This window comes from Leisingera sp. ANG-M1, from assembly GCF_000813745.1.
In the GTDB taxonomy this organism is placed as follows: Bacteria; Pseudomonadota; Alphaproteobacteria; order Rhodobacterales; family Rhodobacteraceae; genus Leisingera.
This window is the reverse complement of the sequence record NZ_JWLC01000018.1, coordinates 16,502-35,125: the sequence shown is the minus strand read 5'-3', so window position 1 is coordinate 35,125 and position 18,624 is coordinate 16,502. Positions and strand designations below refer to the sequence as shown.

18 protein-coding genes, 1 tRNA gene, 1 pseudogene and 1 riboswitch are annotated in these 18,624 nt (G+C 62.3%); of the genes and pseudogenes, 5 read left to right on the top strand and 15 right to left on the bottom strand.

Going from position 1 to position 18,624, the window contains the following annotated elements; all coding sequences use genetic code 11:
* Positions 1-45 precede the first annotated feature (45 nt).
* From RA19_RS15405 to RA19_RS15395, 3 genes are all read right to left on the bottom strand, one after another.
* The gene (locus RA19_RS15405) at positions 46-1,149 is read right to left on the bottom strand and encodes a site-specific DNA-methyltransferase (protein ID WP_039164156.1); all 1,104 of its coding nucleotides are present in this window, start codon (positions 1,147-1,149) and stop codon (positions 46-48) included.
* A 107-nt stretch (positions 1,150-1,256) separates the two neighbouring features.
* Positions 1,257-1,874 carry a ribonuclease HII gene (locus tag RA19_RS15400; protein ID WP_039164155.1) on the bottom strand — a complete coding sequence of 206 codons (618 nt, stop codon included), beginning with the start codon at positions 1,872-1,874 and terminating at the stop codon, positions 1,257-1,259.
* A 93-nt stretch (positions 1,875-1,967) separates the two neighbouring features.
* Positions 1,968-2,483 (bottom strand): hypothetical protein, encoded by a 516-nt coding sequence (locus RA19_RS15395; protein WP_039164153.1) that lies wholly within the window; start codon positions 2,481-2,483, stop codon positions 1,968-1,970.
* 169 nt (positions 2,484-2,652) lie between these two features.
* Here RA19_RS15395 and RA19_RS15390 point away from each other — a divergent pair, with 169 nt between their 5' ends.
* The 3 genes from RA19_RS15390 (at position 2,653) to RA19_RS15380 (ending at position 5,340) form a co-directional block, all read left to right on the top strand.
* The gene (locus RA19_RS15390; RefSeq protein WP_039164151.1) at positions 2,653-2,946 is read left to right on the top strand and encodes a hypothetical protein; all 294 of its coding nucleotides are present in this window, start codon (positions 2,653-2,655) and stop codon (positions 2,944-2,946) included.
* Positions 2,918-3,619 (top strand): winged helix-turn-helix domain-containing protein, encoded by a 702-nt coding sequence (locus tag RA19_RS15385; RefSeq protein ID WP_039164149.1) that lies wholly within the window; start codon positions 2,918-2,920, stop codon positions 3,617-3,619. Before RA19_RS15390 ends, RA19_RS15385 begins: the two co-directional genes overlap by 29 nt.
* Before the next feature lie 146 nt (positions 3,620-3,765).
* On the top strand, positions 3,766-5,340 hold the full coding sequence (locus RA19_RS15380; protein WP_052261820.1) for a DUF427 domain-containing protein: 1,575 nt from the start codon (positions 3,766-3,768) through the stop codon (positions 5,338-5,340).
* 242 nt (positions 5,341-5,582) lie between these two features.
* Here RA19_RS15380 and RA19_RS15375 read toward each other — a convergent pair whose 3' ends face one another.
* From RA19_RS15375 to RA19_RS15335, 9 genes and pseudogenes are all read right to left on the bottom strand, one after another.
* A complete protein-coding gene (locus tag RA19_RS15375) occupies positions 5,583-6,617 on the bottom strand; it encodes an acyl carrier protein (RefSeq protein ID WP_039164144.1) in 1,035 nt (344 codons plus the stop codon).
* Entirely contained in the window at positions 6,614-8,803 is a 2,190-nt protein-coding gene (locus tag RA19_RS15370; protein WP_039164141.1) for a dehydrogenase E1 component subunit alpha/beta, read from the bottom strand. The genes RA19_RS15375 and RA19_RS15370 overlap by 4 nt, the downstream gene beginning before the upstream one ends.
* Before the next feature lie 502 nt (positions 8,804-9,305).
* Positions 9,306-9,956 carry an energy-coupling factor ABC transporter ATP-binding protein gene (locus tag RA19_RS15365; protein ID WP_039164139.1) on the bottom strand — a complete coding sequence of 217 codons (651 nt, stop codon included), beginning with the start codon at positions 9,954-9,956 and terminating at the stop codon, positions 9,306-9,308.
* A complete protein-coding gene (gene cbiQ, locus RA19_RS15360; RefSeq protein ID WP_039164138.1) occupies positions 9,943-10,731 on the bottom strand; it encodes a cobalt ECF transporter T component CbiQ in 789 nt (262 codons plus the stop codon). The genes RA19_RS15365 and cbiQ overlap by 14 nt, the downstream gene beginning before the upstream one ends.
* Positions 10,728-11,303 carry a hypothetical protein gene (locus RA19_RS15355; protein ID WP_039164136.1) on the bottom strand — a complete coding sequence of 192 codons (576 nt, stop codon included), beginning with the start codon at positions 11,301-11,303 and terminating at the stop codon, positions 10,728-10,730. The genes cbiQ and RA19_RS15355 overlap by 4 nt, the downstream gene beginning before the upstream one ends.
* Positions 11,300-11,917 (bottom strand): cobalt transporter CbiM, encoded by a 618-nt coding sequence (gene cbiM / locus RA19_RS15350; protein WP_039164135.1) that lies wholly within the window; start codon positions 11,915-11,917, stop codon positions 11,300-11,302. The genes RA19_RS15355 and cbiM overlap by 4 nt, the downstream gene beginning before the upstream one ends.
* A 10-nt stretch (positions 11,918-11,927) precedes the next feature.
* Complete coding sequence (locus RA19_RS15345) at positions 11,928-12,713, bottom strand: DUF4198 domain-containing protein (protein ID WP_039164132.1); 786 nt, start codon at positions 12,711-12,713, stop codon at positions 11,928-11,930.
* A gap of 143 nt (positions 12,714-12,856) precedes the next feature.
* Positions 12,857-13,071: riboswitch (cobalamin riboswitch) on the bottom strand.
* Between the two features lie 60 nt (positions 13,072-13,131).
* Positions 13,132-13,508: pseudogene (locus RA19_RS26215) on the bottom strand (IS5/IS1182 family transposase); the annotation flags it as partial.
* A 164-nt stretch (positions 13,509-13,672) separates the two neighbouring features.
* Positions 13,673-13,749 (bottom strand) — tRNA-Arg (locus RA19_RS15335).
* 147 nt (positions 13,750-13,896) lie between these two features.
* Between RA19_RS15335 and RA19_RS15330 the strand changes: the two genes are divergently transcribed.
* Together RA19_RS15330 and RA19_RS15325 are read left to right on the top strand one after the other, a co-directional pair.
* Complete coding sequence (locus RA19_RS15330) at positions 13,897-14,922, top strand: LacI family DNA-binding transcriptional regulator (RefSeq protein WP_039164129.1); 1,026 nt, start codon at positions 13,897-13,899, stop codon at positions 14,920-14,922.
* A complete protein-coding gene (locus RA19_RS15325; RefSeq protein ID WP_039164127.1) occupies positions 14,922-16,130 on the top strand; it encodes a winged helix-turn-helix domain-containing protein in 1,209 nt (402 codons plus the stop codon). Before RA19_RS15330 ends, RA19_RS15325 begins: the two co-directional genes overlap by 1 nt.
* Positions 16,131-16,139: 9 nt before the next feature.
* Here the strand turns inward: RA19_RS15325 and RA19_RS27025 are convergent, their stop codons facing one another.
* From RA19_RS27025 to RA19_RS15315, 3 genes are all read right to left on the bottom strand, one after another.
* Positions 16,140-16,316: a hypothetical protein gene (locus RA19_RS27025; protein WP_193748283.1), complete on the bottom strand. Its 177-nt coding sequence runs from the start codon at positions 16,314-16,316 to the stop codon at positions 16,140-16,142.
* A 154-nt stretch (positions 16,317-16,470) separates the two neighbouring features.
* A complete protein-coding gene (locus RA19_RS15320) occupies positions 16,471-17,976 on the bottom strand; it encodes a TRAP transporter large permease (RefSeq protein ID WP_039164125.1) in 1,506 nt (501 codons plus the stop codon).
* Positions 17,973-18,554 carry a TRAP transporter small permease gene (locus RA19_RS15315; RefSeq protein ID WP_039164123.1) on the bottom strand — a complete coding sequence of 194 codons (582 nt, stop codon included), beginning with the start codon at positions 18,552-18,554 and terminating at the stop codon, positions 17,973-17,975. Before RA19_RS15315 ends, RA19_RS15320 begins: the two co-directional genes overlap by 4 nt.
* Positions 18,555-18,624 lie beyond the last annotated feature (70 nt).

The following is an 18,624-nucleotide window of genomic DNA, read 5'->3' as shown; positions in this document are numbered from 1 at the left end:
GCACAGGCACCTGCAATAGGCTTTTGTGTTCGGTAAAGCCGGGGCTCAGTTCTGCATCTCGGCCCGGATCTGCTGGCGCAGCACGTCGATCGGCACGGTCTTGCCTTCGCGCTTGAAGCACCAGTAGGTCCAGCCGTTGCAGGATGGCGCGTTCTCCAGATGCGCGCCCACCTGATGGATCGAGCCCTTGACGTTGTCGCCGACCAGAGTGCCGTCCGCGCGCACCTTGGCCTTGTGGCGGCGGTTCATCGAATAGAGCTCCTCGCCCGGGCGCAGCATGCCGCGCTCAACCAGCTGGCCGAAGGGCACCCGCGGCGCCGCACGCTTGCTGGCGGAAACCTCCAGCGCTTCGCGGTCGAACTTGCGCACCGCCTTGATCCGCTTCTCGGCCACCTTGCGGTAGGCTTCCTCGCGCTCGATGCCGATGAACTCGCGGCCCAGCATCTTGGCCACAGCACCGGTGGTGCCGGTGCCAAAGAACGGATCCAGCACCACATCGCCCGGGTTGGTCGAGCCGACCAGGATCCGGTGCAGCAGCGATTCCGGCTTTTGCGTCGGATGCGCCTTGTCGCCGTTCTCGTCCTTCAGCCGCTCGTGGCCGGTGCAGATCGGCAGCACCCAGTCCGAGCGCATCTGAATGCCTTCGTTCAGTGCCTTCAGCGCTTCATAGTTGAAGGTGTATTTCGCGCCTTCGGACTTCGACGCCCAGATCATCGTCTCATGCGCGTTGGTGAACCGCTTGCCGCGGAAGTTCGGCATCGGGTTCGACTTACGCCAGATGACGTCGTTCAGCACCCAATAGCCTTCGTCCTGCAGCACCGAGCCGACCCGGAAGATATTGTGGTAGGAGCCGATCACCCAGATCGAGCCGTTCGGCTTCAGCAGGCGGCGCGCCGCCTTCAGCCACTCGCGGGTGAATTTGTCATAGGCCTGGAAACTGGAAAACTGGTCCCAGTGATCATCCACGGCATCGACTTTGGAGTTGTCGGGACGGTGCAGCTGGCCTTTCAGCTGCAGGTTATAGGGCGGATCCGCGAAGATCAGATCGACCGAATTGGCCGGCAGGCTGTTCATCGCCTCGATACAGTCGCCGCCAATAATCGTGTTTAAAGGGAGCGCTGCCGCGCCCTTTTTGATGGTTGTATTCATTGCTCTGCCTCAAAACCACGGCGCATTTTTGCGCTCATTAGGTTGTCCACAGGATGAGTCATCGCGGATTCGAGGTCAATTTGTTTTTTAGAACAACAGCCTGCGGTTCAGTCTTGATACAAGATGTTGTGTACGGGTTTGAATGACCGCCGATGATGTGGGGTCACGCCCAGATCAACTAGTGCTTCCCGGTGCTGTTTCGAGGGATAGCCTGCGTTTTTCTCCCAGCCATATCCCGGGAACTGTTGCGCCAAATCCACCATGATCCTGTCGCGCGCCAATTTGGCGACAATCGAAGCGGCCGCGATGGAAAGTGATTTGGCATCGCCCTTGACGACAGCCTCGCACGGATGGCTCAACCCTTTAGGGATCAGGTTGCCGTCAATCAGCAAATAGTCCGGCGCCGGGTCCAGCGCCGCCACCGCGCGTTCCATCGCCAGATGCGAGGCGCGCAGAATGTTCAGAGAATCAATCTCTTCCACCGTGGCGTGGGCGATGGAAACCTGGGCCGCGGCTAGGATTTCCGTCTCTACCGCTTCACGCTTCTTCGGGCTCAGTTTCTTGGAGTCGTTGAGGCCTGCGGGGATCGCCGCGGCATCCAGCACCACGGCGGCCGCGGTCACCGGACCGGCCAGCGGACCGCGGCCCACCTCGTCCACTCCGGCAATTCTCAGGAACCCTTTGGCGCGGGCGGCATCTTCGAGACTGTAGTCAGGCTGTGTCATGGCTCTGACAAAGCCAATCCCGCCCCGGGATGCAAGCGGCATCAAAAAAGGGGGGCCGGAGCCCCCCAGGTTTACTGCTGCTCGAAACCGTATTCAGCGGTAGTTGACCATCCGGTAGCCGTGGCGCTTGAGGCAGCCGGGCTTGAAACCGGTGCGGTTGTTTTTGCCATTCCAGAAAGTCACCTTGCAGGCCCTGGGAAGCTTATGGGTCTGGCCATAGTGGCGGTTCAGGCAGCCCTTGCCGGCCAGAGGGTAGTTGCGGCTGTAGCGCGGGAAGTAGCGGACGCATTGCGCGGGCAGGTCATAGCGGCGCACCCGCGGCGGCAGCGGCTTCACATGGCCGCCATGGCGGTTGTGGGTGTGGTGCTTGGGGCCGTGCCGGTGATTGTGCGGCGGGTTGTAAGTCCGGGTAACATGACGGTCGTCATCCTTCCTGGCGTCATTAATGGCGGCGCCCAGGATCCCCAGCAGTGCCATGCCGGCAATGAATTTGGCGACATCCTCGTCAGCGCGCGCTGGTGCGGCCGAGAAGCCCGTGATGGCAATCGAGGCTGCCACGATCAGCGCGATGAATTTGCGGTGCGGTTTGGAACCTTGTGTCTTGGCCATGCCGGAACCTTTCTTTTAATAGTTGGGTGCGCAGCCTGTGCGCTTGGATGAACCCAACCTGTCCCCACCCCCTTCAGACAGGCAATATCGGCCGCTTGTTATCGGATATCAGCGACCTCAACCCCCTGCGGTTATTGAATTTCACCGCCCGCCGACGCAGGATGGCCGCATGAAACAGAACCTCCTGATCCCCGCCCTTGCGGCCGCCCTTCTGTCGCTCTCATCGCCAGCACAGGCGGCTGACTGCTATGCCGATTACAAGGCCAAACAGGACAACCCGCTGCGCCTGCACTACGGCGTGATTCAGATTTCCGGCGCCTGTAAAAAGAAAGCCGCCCGGCAGGAGATCCAGGCCCGTATCGCCCCCGCCGGCTGGAAGCTGTTGAACGTCCTGTCCGTCTTTGGCCCCGAAGGCCTGCAGCAGAGGAAGGCCAATGCCGGATCCTACTATCTCCGTTTCTGAGGCCCGCGCCTCCGGCAGCCGGGTGATCGCGCTTGGCATCGCCGCCATTGTCGCGCTGCTGGTGATTGCCGGCACGGTCCTCTTGCTGACGCTGCCTGATGCCAACGCATTCAATGCCCGCGTTGAGCAGCTGTTCATCGAAAACGACCTGACCACCCAGGCCGAGATCAAGCTGCTGGAGATCCTGGCGCAGTCCGGCACCGCCTTTGCCGACACGCTGACCAGCTACCGGATGGTGATCTTTGTGCTCCTGGTCTTTGCCACCGCGATGATGGTGGCGGCGCTGACGGTGCTGGGCATGCTGGTGATGCTGAACCGCCGCATGGCTCAGATCGAGCGGGCGGGCATTCAGGTCACCGAGCTGCTGATCAGCCGGGACGAGAACACCGTCTACCTTAACAACATGGGGTTCAAGCTGACACCGGCTGCAATGGAAACGCTCTCCGTCCTCGCCGAAGCCCGTTTGGACGATGACGTGCTGTCAGGGGCCGAGATTGAGGCGGTTATCTCCGGCCGCGCTTCCGCCGATTGCGAGGAAGCCGCCGGCGCCACCCGCATCAAGCGCTTGCGCGACACCCTGGGCAACCAGATGGTCAGCGAGCTGCTGGTCAAGAACATCGCCAAACGCGGTTATGTGCTGTCGATCAGCAAGGACGTGATCCGCATGGTCTGACACCGGGGTATCATCGCTCCGCATTGCTCAATATCCTGTGTTCGGCTCTGGAATTCCCTCCTCAAGACCCCACATAGCTCAGAACCGGCCCAAGCCGGCCGGTCCTGGTTTTGGCATGTATCGGCACAGGAACAAGGACCTCGGGGATGGACACTCAGGTGCAAAAACGGCGGCAAGGCTACGGCATCATTGTTGAGCCGCTGCAAGGCCAGATCACGGCCCGGCGCAATGGCACCATCCTGGCGCAAAGCAGCCGCGCCAAGGTGATGTATGAAACCCGGTTGCCGCCCGCGATCTACTTCCCGGCCGAAGACGTAACGGCACCTCTCTCTTCCCATACGGACCTGCAGACCTTCTGCCCGTTCAAAGGCACCGCCAGCTACCGCGACATCCTGCTGCCCGGTGACGGGGTGCAGAACGGTGTCTGGGCCTACGAGGAAGCCATGCCAGAAGCATCGGCCATTACAGGCCACATCGGCTTCATGCCCGGCGCCGGCGCAGAGTTCGATCTGGGCAGCAACACGGTTGAAATGCCGGACTACGGCAATATCTCCGGCCCGGTAATCGACTGGCTGCTGCGCGACGCCGCGCTGGTACCAACCCCCGAAGAGCTGACCGCCGCCCTAGCGGAAAAATTTGTCGAACAGGGCATCTACCTGTCGCGCCTGTCCGTCATGGCCTGGTCGCTGCACCCGCTGATCGCCGGCAAGAATTTCATCTGGCAGAAGAAGACTGGCGAAGTCACCACCTACGCGCCATCGTATGAGATCCACGACCACCCCGCGTATCAGAACAGCCCGCTGCGCCATGTCTCCAACGGTCTGGGCGGCGTGCGCCACCGGCTCGGCTGCTGCCGCTCGGAGGATGCCTTCCCGATCCTTGAAGACCTGCGCAAGGAAGGCGCCACCGACTATGTCGCCATGCCGCTGCGCTTCTCCGACGGGCGCATCAATGTGCTGACCCTCACCAGTAACCACCCCAACGGCTTCTCCACCGCCAACCTGGGGCTGATCTTTGAATGTTCCGACGTGATCGCCCGTTACTACGAAATCTTTATGCAGCGTGAAAACGCCCAATCGCTGCTGGAGACTTATGTGGGCAAACGCACCGGCGCCCGGGTGCTCGGCGGAGAGATCCGCCGCGGCGACGGCGACGAGATCGACGCCGCCATCATGTTCTGCGACCTGCGCGGCTCCACAAGGCTGGAAGAGCAGCTGGGCCGCCAGGACTATATCGCGCTCCTGAACCAGTTCTTCGAGACCGCCTCGACCATCGTGCATGATCACGGCGGCGAAGTGCTGAAGTTCATCGGCGACGCTGTGCTGGCCGTGTTCCCGGCCGGCAGCGACCCTGCCAAGGCCCGGCAGCAGGCACTGGACAGCGCCCGCACCATCGTCGCCCGGCTGGAAGAGATCGCCCATCAGCCGGATGGCCACCGCTGCGAGGCCGCCATCGGCATCGCCTATGGGCGGGTGACTTACGGCAACGTGGGTTCGCGCGAGCGGCTCGACTTCACGGTGATCGGCCAGGCCGCCAATATCGCCGCCCGCCTCGGCGACTACGGCAAGACCGTGAACTATCCGGTGGTCGTCAGCCGCGACATCCTGAGCGACCCGTCCCAAGGCGTTTCGCTAGGAGCCGTCAGCCTGCACAATGTCTCCCAGCCCGTTACCTGCTTTGCGGTCCCAGCCGCAAGGGAACCGCAAGCCGCCGCGGAATAGCCCCTCTGCCGTTCAGTCCCGGGTCAAGGGCGGCGCAGCCGCCGCGCGAAAGCGCGGTTCACCCTTGAGGCGGGGCTGAACCCTCCACAATCGGCATCGGCCTTCAGGGCAAACCTGCCCCTGAAGGCCTTCTCAGCAGAAATCTTCCCCCCTGCCCGCAGGGCAGGGCCACGCCCAAGGCTGCTTTGCCGGCATCTCCGATGCAGGCAACAGGCGCGGGAGCCTCTCCCCTTGCGGCAGGTTCAACCCGCCACCAAAGCGCGTTGCGCCGGATCCCCCATCGACACCAGCAGCGGCGCCTCCGCCTGCCGCACCTTGAATGCTGCCTTGCCAGATATCCCCTGCCAGCCGCAGTGCACCAGCGATTGCGCCACCGCGCCGCCCAGCGTGGTGCCGGGGCCGGTCACGATGAACAGGTCCGGCGCAAACTCCAAGGCCGCATTCTGCACCGCGCGGGTGAAATCATAAGGCTCCACCACCTGATGCCCCAGCGTGTAGTCCCAGAGCGCTTCCGTATCTGTTGCCCCCGGCCACCAGATCTGCCCGCGCCCGTCAATTAGCGGAACCTGCGGCTGGCGGAAGGCCTCTGCCGGGAGCCGCTTGCGCCCTTCTGCCGCGACCGGCGCCTGGAGATGCGTGTGAAAGGCCGCGTGATTAGCCAGCCGCATCGGGAAGCGCTCGTCCACCACAGGCACCGCCCCCTCAAACGCTGCCAGTCCGGCCTCGTTGCCGGCCAGCACCAGCATCCCGCCCAGATCGATCGACAGAGCCAGGTCATGCCCCTCACGCACATCGATCTCAGCTGCCAGCGCCAACAGCTCCGATTTTCGCACAGGATCGTTCTGCCAATCCGCCCCGGCAAAGGGGTAAACCAGCTGGCCGCCAATCAGCTGCTCCTGCATCAAGGTTCCCATGGTGTTCACTACCCGGAACCCATCTGCCGCGCTCAGCGCCCCGGCGGCCGCCAGCGCGATATACCAGCCCATCGAATTGCCGGTGACCGCAACCACCTCGATGTCCTCCGCCAAGGACTGCGCGTCCGCCAGAGCTGAAGCATAGATCAAAGGCGAGGCAATATCCCCGCGGGAATACTTCGACACCGAAAACCGGGTAGCGCCATCAAGAGCCGTGACTTCCTCCTGCACGGCGGCCCTGCGCTGCGCATCAAAATCCGCAAAAAGCGCAGCCTTGTCCGCATGGAAACGGTGCAGATAGCCAAGCTCAGCCTTGTTGTAGGTGCCCCGGCCCGGGCAGATCAGAACAGCGGTGCGGGTCATGATTTGCCTCCTGCCAGCTTCAGTGCCGCCTCAACAATGCTGTCCTTGGAGGGCAGCGTGGCGCCATAGGCCGGCCCTGTTGCGATGAAACAATCACTGGCCGCAATCCGCGCCGTAGGAATGCCGGATTGCTCCGCAAACAGCGCCATCAGCGCTTCCGACTGGCTGCCGGTGATGCGGCATTCATCGACAATCAGCACATGTTTGCAGCCCTGAACCGCTTGCAGCAGCGCGGCCTCCGGCAAAGGCGCCAGCCAGCGCAGGTCCACGATCCGCGCATCCACACCCTGTACCGCCAGCTCTGCCTGCGCCTGGGTGGAGAGATACCGCCCATTGCCATAGGTCACAATCGCCAGATCGGTGCCGCCGCCATGCACACCAACCTCACCCAGTCCAATCCGCCGGTCCGGCGACGGGTAGCTGCGCATCCAGCCGCCGTCCTTCGCCTCATGCAGGTCCCTCATCGGATAGAGCGCAATCGGCTCGACAAAAACCACCACCCGCTGCTCCTCGCGCGCCAGCCGCACCGCCTCGCGCATCATCATCGCAGCCTCGGCCCCGTCCGAGGGGCAGGCAATCACCAGACCCGGAATGTCGCGTAGCACCGCCAGCGAGTTGTCGTTGTGGAAGTGGCCGCCAAACCCCTTCTGATATCCCAGCCCGGCAATCCGCAGCACCATCGGGTTGGAAAACTGCCCGTTGGAGAAAAACGGCAACGTCGCCGCCTCGCCGCGCAACTGGTCCTCAGCATTGTGCAGATAGGCCAGGAACTGGATCTCCGGCACCGGCAGGAACCCGTTGTGCCCCATGCCGATCGCCAGCCCCAGGATCGATTGCTCATCCAGCAGGGTATCGATCACCCGGTCCGGACCAAACCGCTGCTGCAGCTTCTGGCTGACGCCGTACACCCCGCCCTTGCGGCCCACATCCTCGCCCATCATGATGATCTCGCCATGCTCCAGCATCAGATCGGTCAGCGCCCAGTTGATCAGGCGCGACATCGGCTGCGGCTCCTCCATCGCCCGCGTGTCGCTGCCAAAGGCCGCTGCCCGCGCCTCTGCACTCGGGCCATTGGTTGGGGCGCATTCCCGCTTCGGCGGGATCAGGCTGGCCGCAACATCACTGGCTGTATTCAGATGCGGCCGCGTCACCGCTTCGGCCCGGATCCGCTCCACCCGGGCGCAAGTGTCCTGATAGATCTTCAGCGCTTCATCGGGGCGCAGCGCGCCAGCCGCCGCCATCAGCCGCACCGAATGCAGAAGCGGATCATTGGCCTCGTCCGCCTCCACCTCGGCTTTGCTCATATAGGTGGTCGGCACATCCGCCCCGGCATGGCCGTAAAGCCGCACCGTGCGCAGATGCAGAAAGGCCGGCTTCCTGCGCGTGCGTACATAGTCCGCCGCCTCCTGCGCCACCTGAAAAGCGTTGTAGATATCCAGCCCGTCTGCCTTGAAATACTTGATGCCGGGCCGCCCGGCCATCGACGCCTCGATCCAGCCTTTCGGCGTCTTCACCGAGATCCCGATGCCATTGTCCTCGCAGACAAACAGCAGCGGCAGCGGCGTCGACTGCACCGAGGTCCAGCCCGCGGTATTGATCGCCCCCTGCGCGGTCGAGTGGTTGGCCGAGGCATCCCCGAAGGAGCACATGACAATGGCATCCTCCGGCAGCACCTGATGCTCCGGCTTGTGCCGCTTCGCTGCACCGATGGAATAGGCTGCCCCCACCGCCTTTGGCAGATGCGAGGCAATGGTCGAGGTCTGCGGCGGGATCATCAATTCCTTGGAGCCCAGCACCTTGTGCCGCCCGCCGGATGTCGGGTCTTCGCTGGAACAGGCAAAGGACAGCAGCATGTCCCAGGCAATCCGCTGCCCCGGCACTTGATCGGCGCGGGCAATCTGAAACGCCGCATCCCGGTAATGCAGGAAAGCCATGTCGGTGGGGCGCAGAGCACGCGCCACAGCCGCCATCCCCTCATGGCCTGAAGAGCCAATAGTATAGAAACCTTCCCCGGCTTTCTGCATCGACCGGCTGGTCAGGTCCAGAGCCCGGCTCAGCACTTGGGCACGGTAGGCCGCAACTGCCTCGGCAGACGCGAGCGGCCCGGCCGGAGGAACTCCCGCCGGAAAATCCTCTGCAGCGACCCGGTCAAGAAAATTCTGATGCACGATCTGAGCGCGGTCCATGCGGCCTCCTTGGAAAGAATGCTGCTGCATTTATCCGCGACCCCGACCGGCAAGGCCAATGAGATTGCGTTCTGCGCTCATTCCATGCCGGAATGACAAGCCGCACAGCCAGTCCTGCACATCACCTATAGAAGAACAACTGGCGGCCCCGGCAGGAGTCGAACCAGCAACCTGCCCCTTAGGAGGTGGTGTCCCTGACTGCAGAGCAAGGGGTTACAAACAAAAGAGCATACCCTCCCATATGCCTTTGCGAGCCGGGCAATCATCAGCCCCCCGGCCTGCCGCCGCACTTCTTCATCCCCGAAGCTGTGTGGCAATTCTCCTTAAATGGGCACCATTGAAGCCCAAACAGATATATAATCATTCTCCCCCAAAGGGACTGCGACTCGGATCCTTGGAGACAGCAGCGACAATTTTTGCCATATCGCCGAATCGAGCTGTGCCGACCACGGGACCTTCGCAAGTAGATTACCGTTCAGAGCCCCTCAATTGGGTGAATTTCCTAAAACCTTGCGAGGTTCCGCTCAATCAAGTGATAACCTGCAGGGGCAATTTGGGCGCGGAATTCCGGGTCATGACTGACTAGCAAGATCGCCTGATCAAGACCTTGTAAAATGTCAATCAGCTGCGCGTAGTTGACCGGGTCCAGTGCGTTGGTTGGCTCATCAAGAATGAGCACCTCAGGCTCCATTGCCAGTACAGTGGCCACCGTCACCAGCCGCTTCTCTCCGCCTGACAGCTTGTGGGTAACCCGGTCGCGCAGATGCATCAATCCCAAACGGGTCAGCACATCGTCAACGATTGCCAGCGCCTCTTGTTTGGATTTACCAAGATTTAGCGGGCCAAAAGCCACATCCTCGGCTACCGTCGGGCAAAACAACTGGTCGTCAGCATCCTGGAAGACCAGGCCTACGCGGCGGCGCATGGCGTGGAAATCGGCCTCTTCAGCGCAGCGCTTGCCAAAGGCACTGACGCTGCCGCCATTGGGGGCAAGCAGCCCCATGATAATCTTCAGCAGCGTCGATTTGCCGGCCCCGTTCGGACCGACAATGGACAGCCGCTCGCCGGCTTCCAGCCGCATCGAGGCGCCGTCCAGCACCGGGTCAAGCCCGGGATAGGCAAAGCGGATGTCGGTCAGCTCAAGAAGCGGCATAGGAAACCTCGGCCCAGACCAGGGCGGCAAGCGCGGCAGAGAGTGCCAGGGAAAAAAGCAGATCGGAGCGGCTGAAACGGAAATCCTCCAGCAGGAGGATGCGCCCTGTGAATCCGCGGCATTTCATTGCCGCCAGAATGCGTTCCGAGCGTTCAATGGCGCGCACCAGCATCATGCCGACCAGAAAGCCATAGCTGCGGTAGGTGTGCCAGTTGGTGCCGGGGCGGAAGCCGCGCAGCTTCATCGAGGTGCGCAGCCGCTGGTACTCCTCGCGCAGCACGTCGATGTAGCGGATGGTGAACATCATCAGATGCACCAGCCGCTCAGGGGTTTTCAGGGCAAACAGCGCGTGCCCCATGGTGACAGGTTCCATGGATCCGACCAGGGTCATCACCGCCAGAATGACCGCATTGGCAGTCAGGGCGATTTCCACCGCGCGGCGCAGGCCCTCCCAGCTCGCCTCCAGCCCCCAAAGGGAAAACACCGGAGTACCGGGAATCGTGAAGGGCAGCATCAGCAGCATAAAGATGATGAAACTGTCCATCATCGCCATCCGCTTCAGCGTCTTGCGCGGCGGCAGGCCGGAGAATGCCAGCAGCCACAGCGACAGGCCAAGCGCCGCCGTCAGCACCCAAAGGCTGCTGAGCGAAACAACCACCACCGCGTAGACGGCGGTCATCACGATGCGCATCCTCGGATCGAGACTCGTGACCTTCGCGCGAAAGCCGCCAAAGCCGCCAATCGGCTTGTCATTGCCTGTCAGCACATAGGTCATGCGCTGCTTCCGATCTTGCGCCGGGCGGCGATATAAAAGCCCAGCCCGAACAGGCCGAAAATATAGCCGATGCCGCCTAGAATGGACTGAAAGTCCGACTTATTCTTGAACGCGGTCAGTTCCTGGCGCAGCGGCCGCAGCTCGGTGCGCAGCATCCGTGCCAGCTCGGCGCGGGATTGGTCGGACAGGCCGGCAGCTGCCGCCGGGGCAGTGGTGCCGGTTGCTGCAGGTGCCGTCTCAATCGGGCTTTCGCCCATAATCTGCGCCACTTCTGCAGCCTCCATCCTGATCTCCGCGACATGGCCCGCGCCCAGATCGCCGCGGAAGACATGCGTGACCGGCGATGCCGGGGTGAACAGGAAAAAACCGTCGGCATCGGTCCTGGTTTCGCCCAGCTTGGCGCCGGCCGCGTCAAACACCTCGATCAGCAGGTCCGCGGCCATGTCGCCGTTAGAAAACCCCACTTCGCCCTCGATATCCGACCCCGATGGGAACACCGAGGAGATCACGTTATGCGCTAGGGCCGGCAGCGGTGCCAGCAGCGCCAGGAACAGAACGCAGGCGCGGATCATGCCAGGCTTCCTTTTGTGTCGATGAACAGCTCGGGCTTCACCCGCCGGGCCAGGAAAATGGCTGCGCCCGACAGCAGCGCTTCGATCACCATCACCGGGATATGGGAGAAGAACACCAGTTTTGCGGCCAGGATGAACTCGTCACCGGACAGCATCAGCGACACCGCTACGGCGAGGGTTGTGGCAGCAATGGCAAGGCCACCGCCGATGCCGCCCCAGATCGCGCCCTGCAGCGGTGAGCCCCGCGCCAACAGCGGCCGGAACATCAGCCCGACCAGAACCGCGGGCAGAGCGATGTTGACGGCATTCACGCCCAGAACGGTGAGCCCGCCAAAGCCAAAGAACACCGCCTGCAGCAGCAAACCGACAAACAGAGCCGGGAAGGCAGCCCAGCCCAGCACCAGCCCGGCCAGCCCGTTCAGGATCAGGTGGACCGAACTCGGCCCGATCGGGACATGGATCAGCGAGGCCACAAAGAAACTCGCCGAAAGCACCCCCGCCGCCGGAATACGCTCCAGCGGCAGGCTGCGCAGCCCCATGGCAATACCGCCGACGGCGGCAACCGCGCCGCCGATCACAACCGGGTTCGACAGTGCGCCGTCTACGATATGCATAGGGTCAGTCTCACTTCAGCTCTTCAGCGTGGATCCACAGCACAGCATCCTGGCTGAGCTCCTTGCCCTCGTGCTCGGTCGCCGGGCCGGAGCCCAGAGCGGCGAAGCCCCAGTAACCGGCTTTCGGAATGCCAAAGGAGAACACGCCGTTCTGGTCGGCAATGGCCACAATCGCACCGCCCGGCATCTCGCCCACGGTGGGGCTGGTGGTCGAGAACTTCTCGAGGTCCGGCTCGGCCGCCATGAATTCAATCTCGATTTCGGCACCGGCAACCGGCTTGCCGTCTGCCAGAACCTGGCCCGAGAAGGTGGAGCCGACGATGACGTTGTAAGGCTTGTTCAGCGGCAGGATCTCGGTGGCCAGGCCAACCGGCTGGTCCCAGTCGGTGGGCAGGGTGTTGCGGTTCAGCACAACCTTGGCGATCTGCTGGATGTAGATGTCCTCGCTTTCCTCGTAATAAGGCGCGGGCACGGTCACAACGACATAGTCGCCGGAGCGCTTCACCGGAACGGACGCCTTGTAAGCAGAGGCTTCGTTCTCAACACCTTTAAAGGTGGCGGGCTCCAGGCGGTCCGACAGGTCGATTTTCTCGCCCTTGTGGATCATGAAAAACTCTTCCGGCTTGCCCATGTCCATGGCATGGCCGTTGGCCATCGGGTGCCAGAACACCAGGCCCATCGGCACGTCGCCGGGCTTCTCGATCAGCGCGTTTTCGGTGTAGTTCAGCTGGAAATGCGCCGATGCGGTTACCGGCAGGGAAACGGCCAGAGCAGCGGCCAGGTAGTTCAGTTTCATTTCGTCCTCATTCGACGACGCAGGCGCACCTGCAATCAGGAATGAACAACGGGGATCAGTGGCACGGGATGGCCGGAACGGCCGTCGCGCCAGACGCGCACCCCGGCGTCCGGTGGAAAAGGGCCGACACCCCGCAAGCGGAGTCTCAATCCCCGTGTCCGGCAGGTCTCCTGACTCGCGGGTCCTGGTTCGGCTGGCCTTCCCGGGATCGATCCCAGTGGCTTATTCAGCGTCACTCACCGCTCACAGTTGCGGGGGCAGTCACGGATTTGGTCCCTTTTGGGTACGCCGCACCGTGTTCCCTATTTCTTCCGCTGCGCATTGAAACACTCGCGGAACCGGTCACTTTGGCTGAATGGCAAAACGGAAATTCTGAGTCAAGTGTCTCGTCTCCTGTGCGTTCTAGGCTCAGGACACATAGCCAGTATGTGACGAGTGCGGCCGTGTTTGCTGAGAAGATGACCTTCGGGGATCTATCGTATCGAGCCGCCAGTCCTTCAGCCTGCCGGACATGTTTTCGGTCCGATTGCGGCGCTTGCCGTATTTCACCAGCTTCTTTTGATGCTTCCGGCCATGGAGTATCCTCTGAGTTTTCAACGCTTCCCGGAACCAACCGGCCTCTTAGCCGCGGTCTCCGCGCAGCCAGTCGACATCTGGCAAGCTGGTCAACAACGCCCCTGCGCCGATGCAGCCGCTGACCTGTCCTGCCGTAACGAACAAGTTGAGCAGCCGCCCTCGGCTGTCGCAGATGGCGTGCAGTTTGGTGTTCATGCCGCCTTTGGTTCGGCCAAACAAAGCGACATGAGTGCTTCAGCAAAGCTCGAGTGCGCCTGGCAGGCATCCCTGATGCTCTATTGATCAGGCGGCCTGGCAGGGCGTAATCGCACAGTTTAGCTCCGAGTTTCGTTCCGCACTGGAGGATTTTCCAATTTCAACCAAAGCTAAGTGATTGTTTCCATTGGCGACCCCGGCAGGATTCGAACCTGCAACCTGCCCCTTAGGAGGGGGCTGCTCTATCCAGTTGAGCCACGGGGCCGCGCACTTTAACGCGATAGCAAATCCCTCCTGCGATCACAATGGGATGGGCGCAGGCGAAAGCCGTTTTGCCGCGCTCAGTTTCCATTGTGCAGCATCCGGTGTCTGCGCTAACGTTGCAAACAGCAGTAACAAGAGGCTCAGGAACGTGACCACGGACAGCAAGCGCCCGCTCACCCTTCGCGATGTATCCGAAGCAACCGGTGTTTCCGAAATGACTGTGAGCCGTGTGCTGCGCAACCGCGGGGACGTGTCGGAGAAAACCCGCACCAAGGTGCTGAGCGCCGCCAAGGAGCTGGGCTATGTGCCCAACAAAATTGCCGGCGCGCTGGCCTCGAACCGGGTGAATCTGGTTGCGGTGATCATCCCGTCGCTGTCCAACATGGTCTTTCCCGAGGTGCTGACCGGTATCAACAAGGTGCTGGAAAACACCGAACTGCAGCCTGTGGTCGGCGTTACCGACTACAAGCCTGAAAAAGAGGAAAAGGTGCTGTACGAGATGCTCTCGTGGCGCCCCTCCGGTGTGATCATCGCGGGGCTTGAGCACACGGATGCAGCCCGCGCGATGCTGAACAACGCTGGTATCCCGGTTGTGGAAATCATGGATACGGATGGCAAGCCCGTGGATTCGATGGTCGGCATTTCGCACCGCCGGGCAGGCCGGGAAATGGCCAAGGCGATCCTGAAGGCGGGCTATCAGCACATCGGCTTCATGGGCACCAAGATGCCGCTGGACCACCGGGCCCGGAAACGCTTTGAAGGCTTCACCGAGGCGCTAGCCAAGGAAGGCGTCGAGATCGAGGACCGCGAGTTCTATTCCGGCGGCTCGGCGCTGGCAAAGGGGCGCGAAATGACCCAGGCGATGCTGGAACGCTCGCCAGAGCTGGATTTCCTCTATTTCTCCAACGACATGATCGGAGCCGGCGGGCTCTTGTACCTGCTGGAGAAAGGGATCGATGTTCCTGGCCAGATCGGCCTGGCCGGCTTCAACGGGGTCGAACTGCTGCAGGGCCTGCCGCGCAAGCTGGCAACCATGGACGCCTGCCGCCAGGAGATCGGCAGAAAGGCTGCTGAAATCATCGCCGCGCAGCTGGAGGATCCGGACGCTGAGCTGGAGCAGCATGTGACGCTGACACCGACCATTTCTTATGGCGATACGCTGAAACGCCGCTGATGGCGCTGCAACGGCTGGACAACCAAACTGCGCGGCGGCTGTTTCTGGACCGCCACGCGCTGCTGGAACAACCCGCAGGGCCGGCCAAGGGGGCCGATCTGCTGACGCTGATCCAGCGGCTGGGATTTGTGCAGCTCGACAGCATCAACACGGTGGCGCGCGCGCATGATGTGATCCTTTATTCACGGCGGCCAGGCTACCGCTCCAAGCACCTGAAGCAGCTCTATGAACGGGACCGCGGGCTGTTTGAGCACTGGACCCATGACGCCGCGATGATCCCGATGGCGTTTTACCCCCATTGGCATCTGCGGTTCCTGCGCGATACCGAGATGCTGCGCAAACGCTGGCGCAACTGGCGGCGCGACGGGTTTGAGGCGCGGTTCGAGACCGTCTTGAACCATGTGCGCGATCACGGGCCGATCAGCTCATCCGACGTGGGCAAGGATGAAAAGAAGGGCTCTGGCGGCTGGTGGGACTGGCATCCGTCCAAGACCGCGCTGGAGTATCTCTGGCGCTCCGGCGCGCTGACCGTCATCGGGCGCGAGGGTTTTCAGAAACGCTATGACCTGACAGAACGGGTGATCGAGGAGCATCTTTGCCCTGGGCGCCTTCCCTGCGATACACAGGCGACAGTCAACTGGCTCTGCTCAGCCGCCTTGGACCGCCTGGGTTTTGCCACATCCGGCGAGCTGGCCGCCTTCTGGGACACCGCTTCTGCGGCTGAGGCCAAGGCCTGGTGCGCCGGGCAGCTGCGTCTGGGAGAGCTGGAAGAGATCGAAGTCGAGCAGGCGGACGGAAAACTGCGCAGGGTGTTCGCCCGCCCCGGCACGGGTGAGGCCGCTGCAGAACTGGGACCGGCCCCTGGGCGGATGCGGGTGCTGAGCCCCTTTGATCCGGCTCTGCGCGACCGCAAACGGGCCGAGCGGCTGTTCGGCTTTCACTACCGGATCGAAGTCTTCACCCCGGCTCCCAAACGGCAGTACGGCTATTACGTCTTTCCGCTGATGGAAGGCGCGCGGCTGGCGGGCCGTATTGATATGAAAGCTGAGCGCGACGCGGATATCCTGCGCGTCACCGCCGTCTGGCCGGAGCAGGATGTGAAATGGTCTGCCGCCCGCACCAGGCGGCTGGAGGCAGAGCTGGACCGTATGGCGCGCTTTGCCGGCGTTGCCAGCGTCGTCTTCTCTGATGGCTGGCTGCGCCTGTAGACAGCTGCGCTAGGTACTGCTGCGCTTGCGCGACAGGATCAGGTCCGGCAGCACCAGCGTGTCAATCAGCGCGTCGCACAGGCCGACGCAATTGGTGCAGCCGACACAGGGCCCCTGCAATTCGGAAACTTCCGTCGCCAGCGCTTTGACACGGGGCGCGGTGGATTTGCTGCGGCTGATCTGCATGGCGGGTCTCCCCATTTGCTGCGGCGTGTTCCGGTAAGCCCAACCCGGAAAGGTGATTCAGGTCAATCCAAGCCTATGTCACAAAATATTTCGATTTCCTGCATAGGCCCGGAAGCCGCCTCTCCCCGGGCAAGCCAGGAAGAGGCAGAATGTCTTACTGTGTCAGCATCAAGGGGAGCAGCGTGATCACCGGGAAGGCGACCAGGATAATCACCCGGATGATGTCGGAGGCGACAAAGAACATCACCGCCTTGTAGGTGTCGATCATCTTGGTCTTTCGGTCCATCGCATTGATGATGAACAGGTTCATGCCGACCGGCGGGGTGATCAACCCGACCTCCACCACGATCAGCACCAGGACCCCGAACCAGATGGCGACATATTCCGCCTCGATCCGGTTCACTCGGCCTTCGGTCACCCGGATGCCCAGCTCTTTCATCTGCTCACGGGTGAGCTCAGCACCGGCTGCAATGGCGTCCTTGATCGAGGCCAGCATCTCAGTGCCCATGCCCTCGGGCACGCCGGCCTTCAGCACCTCCATCGCCGCATCCGCTTGCATTGCGGGCAGGGACAGCAGGCCGAAATCCATCGCCGAGATCACCGGGAAGAAGATCGGGATGGTCAGCAGGATCATCGACAGCGAGTCCATCAGGCAGCCGAACACCAGATAGAAGGCCAGGATCAGCGTCAGCACCACCCAGGGGCTGAGGCCCTGGCTGACTACGAAATCAGCCAGCTCCTGCGGCACTTTTGTCAGCGCCAGGAAGCCGTTGTAAAACCCCGCACCCAGCACAATGAAGAAGATCATCGCGGTAGAACGCGCGGTGACCATGAAACTCTCACCCAGGGTTTCGCGGTTCAGCCCGCCGTTCATCCAGGCAATCAGCCCGGTGCCAAAGGCGCCCACGGCCGCACCCTCGGTCGGGGTGAACCAGCCGAGATAAATGCCGCCGACAACCAGGCCGAAAACCAGGAGCACTGGCCAGACATGGAACAGCGCGGCAAAGCGCTCGGCCCAGGGTACCGGCGGACGGGTGCCCGCGCTTTCCGGGAACAGGCGGACATAGATAGAGATCGCAATCACATAGCCCAATGCCGCCAGCAGGCCCGGGATGAAGGCCGACAGGAACAGCTTGGCGATGTTCTGCTCGGTCAGGATCGCATAGATCACCAGCACCACAGAGGGCGGGATCAGAATGCCGAGCGTGCCACCCGCCGCCAGCGTTGCGGTGGAGAAGCCGCCGGCATAGCCGTATTGCTTCAGCTCCGGCAGCGCTACGCGGCCCATGGTGGCCGCGGTCGCCAGCGACGAGCCGCAGATCGCGCCAAAACCCGCACAAGCACCGATGGAGGCCATTGCCACCCCGCCCTTGCGGTGCCCCAGGAACCCTTCGGCGGCTTTGAACAGCGCTGTCGACATGCCGCCCAGCGTTGCAAAATGCCCCATCAGCAGGAACATCGGCACGATGGTCAGCGAATAAGAGGAAAACGTCGTATAGGTCTCGCTTTTCAGCCGCCCGAAGGCCACTTGGGTGCCGTCGGTCACCCAGATCAGCCCTCCAAGCCCGACCAGGAACATCGAGAGCCCGATCGGCACCCGCAGGAAAATCAGCAGCATCAGGACCGGGAAGGAGGCGATGCCAATCTCAAGAGCCGTCACGTTTCGCCCTCCACGCCGTCCCAAACCAGGATGCGGCCGGTAAAGAATTCAATGGTGCGCACCGCACCCATGTAGATGCCCACGATGGCGGCCACGACTGCTGCCACCATGCTGATGGCGTAGGCCCACCAGACCGGGAACTCGAGCAGGAAGGAGGTCTCGCCGTTGGAATACTTGCCGGCCAGACCGGCGCCCAAACGCCAGGCGATCAGTATCAGAACGGCCGCAAACAGCAGCTCGGTCACCATCCGAAGGAACCGTTTCACCCCGCGTGGAAAAGCATTGGCCACCACATCCACCGAGGCATGGCCCGCAGTAATCTGGCACAGCGGCAGGAAGGCGAAGATGGCAAAGGCCACGCCTGCCTCGACCAGCTCAAAGTCGCCGTTCACGGGGCCGACCCAGCCCGTCATCCATCTCGAAAACCCAGGCGCAATCCGCTCCATCAGATCGCCATGGAACAGCCCGTTCAGCAGCCGCCCTGCGATCGAAACACATGTCAGAATGATCAGGAGAGTGAGGACCGCACCGCCCAGGTAGGCCATGGCCTTGGCCAGCCGCATCATGAGCTTGTGCATGGTAATGTTGCCTTATTCCGGTGTGCGAAGGGCCGCAGTGCCAATGCCGCGCGGCCCTTCACCTTTATCA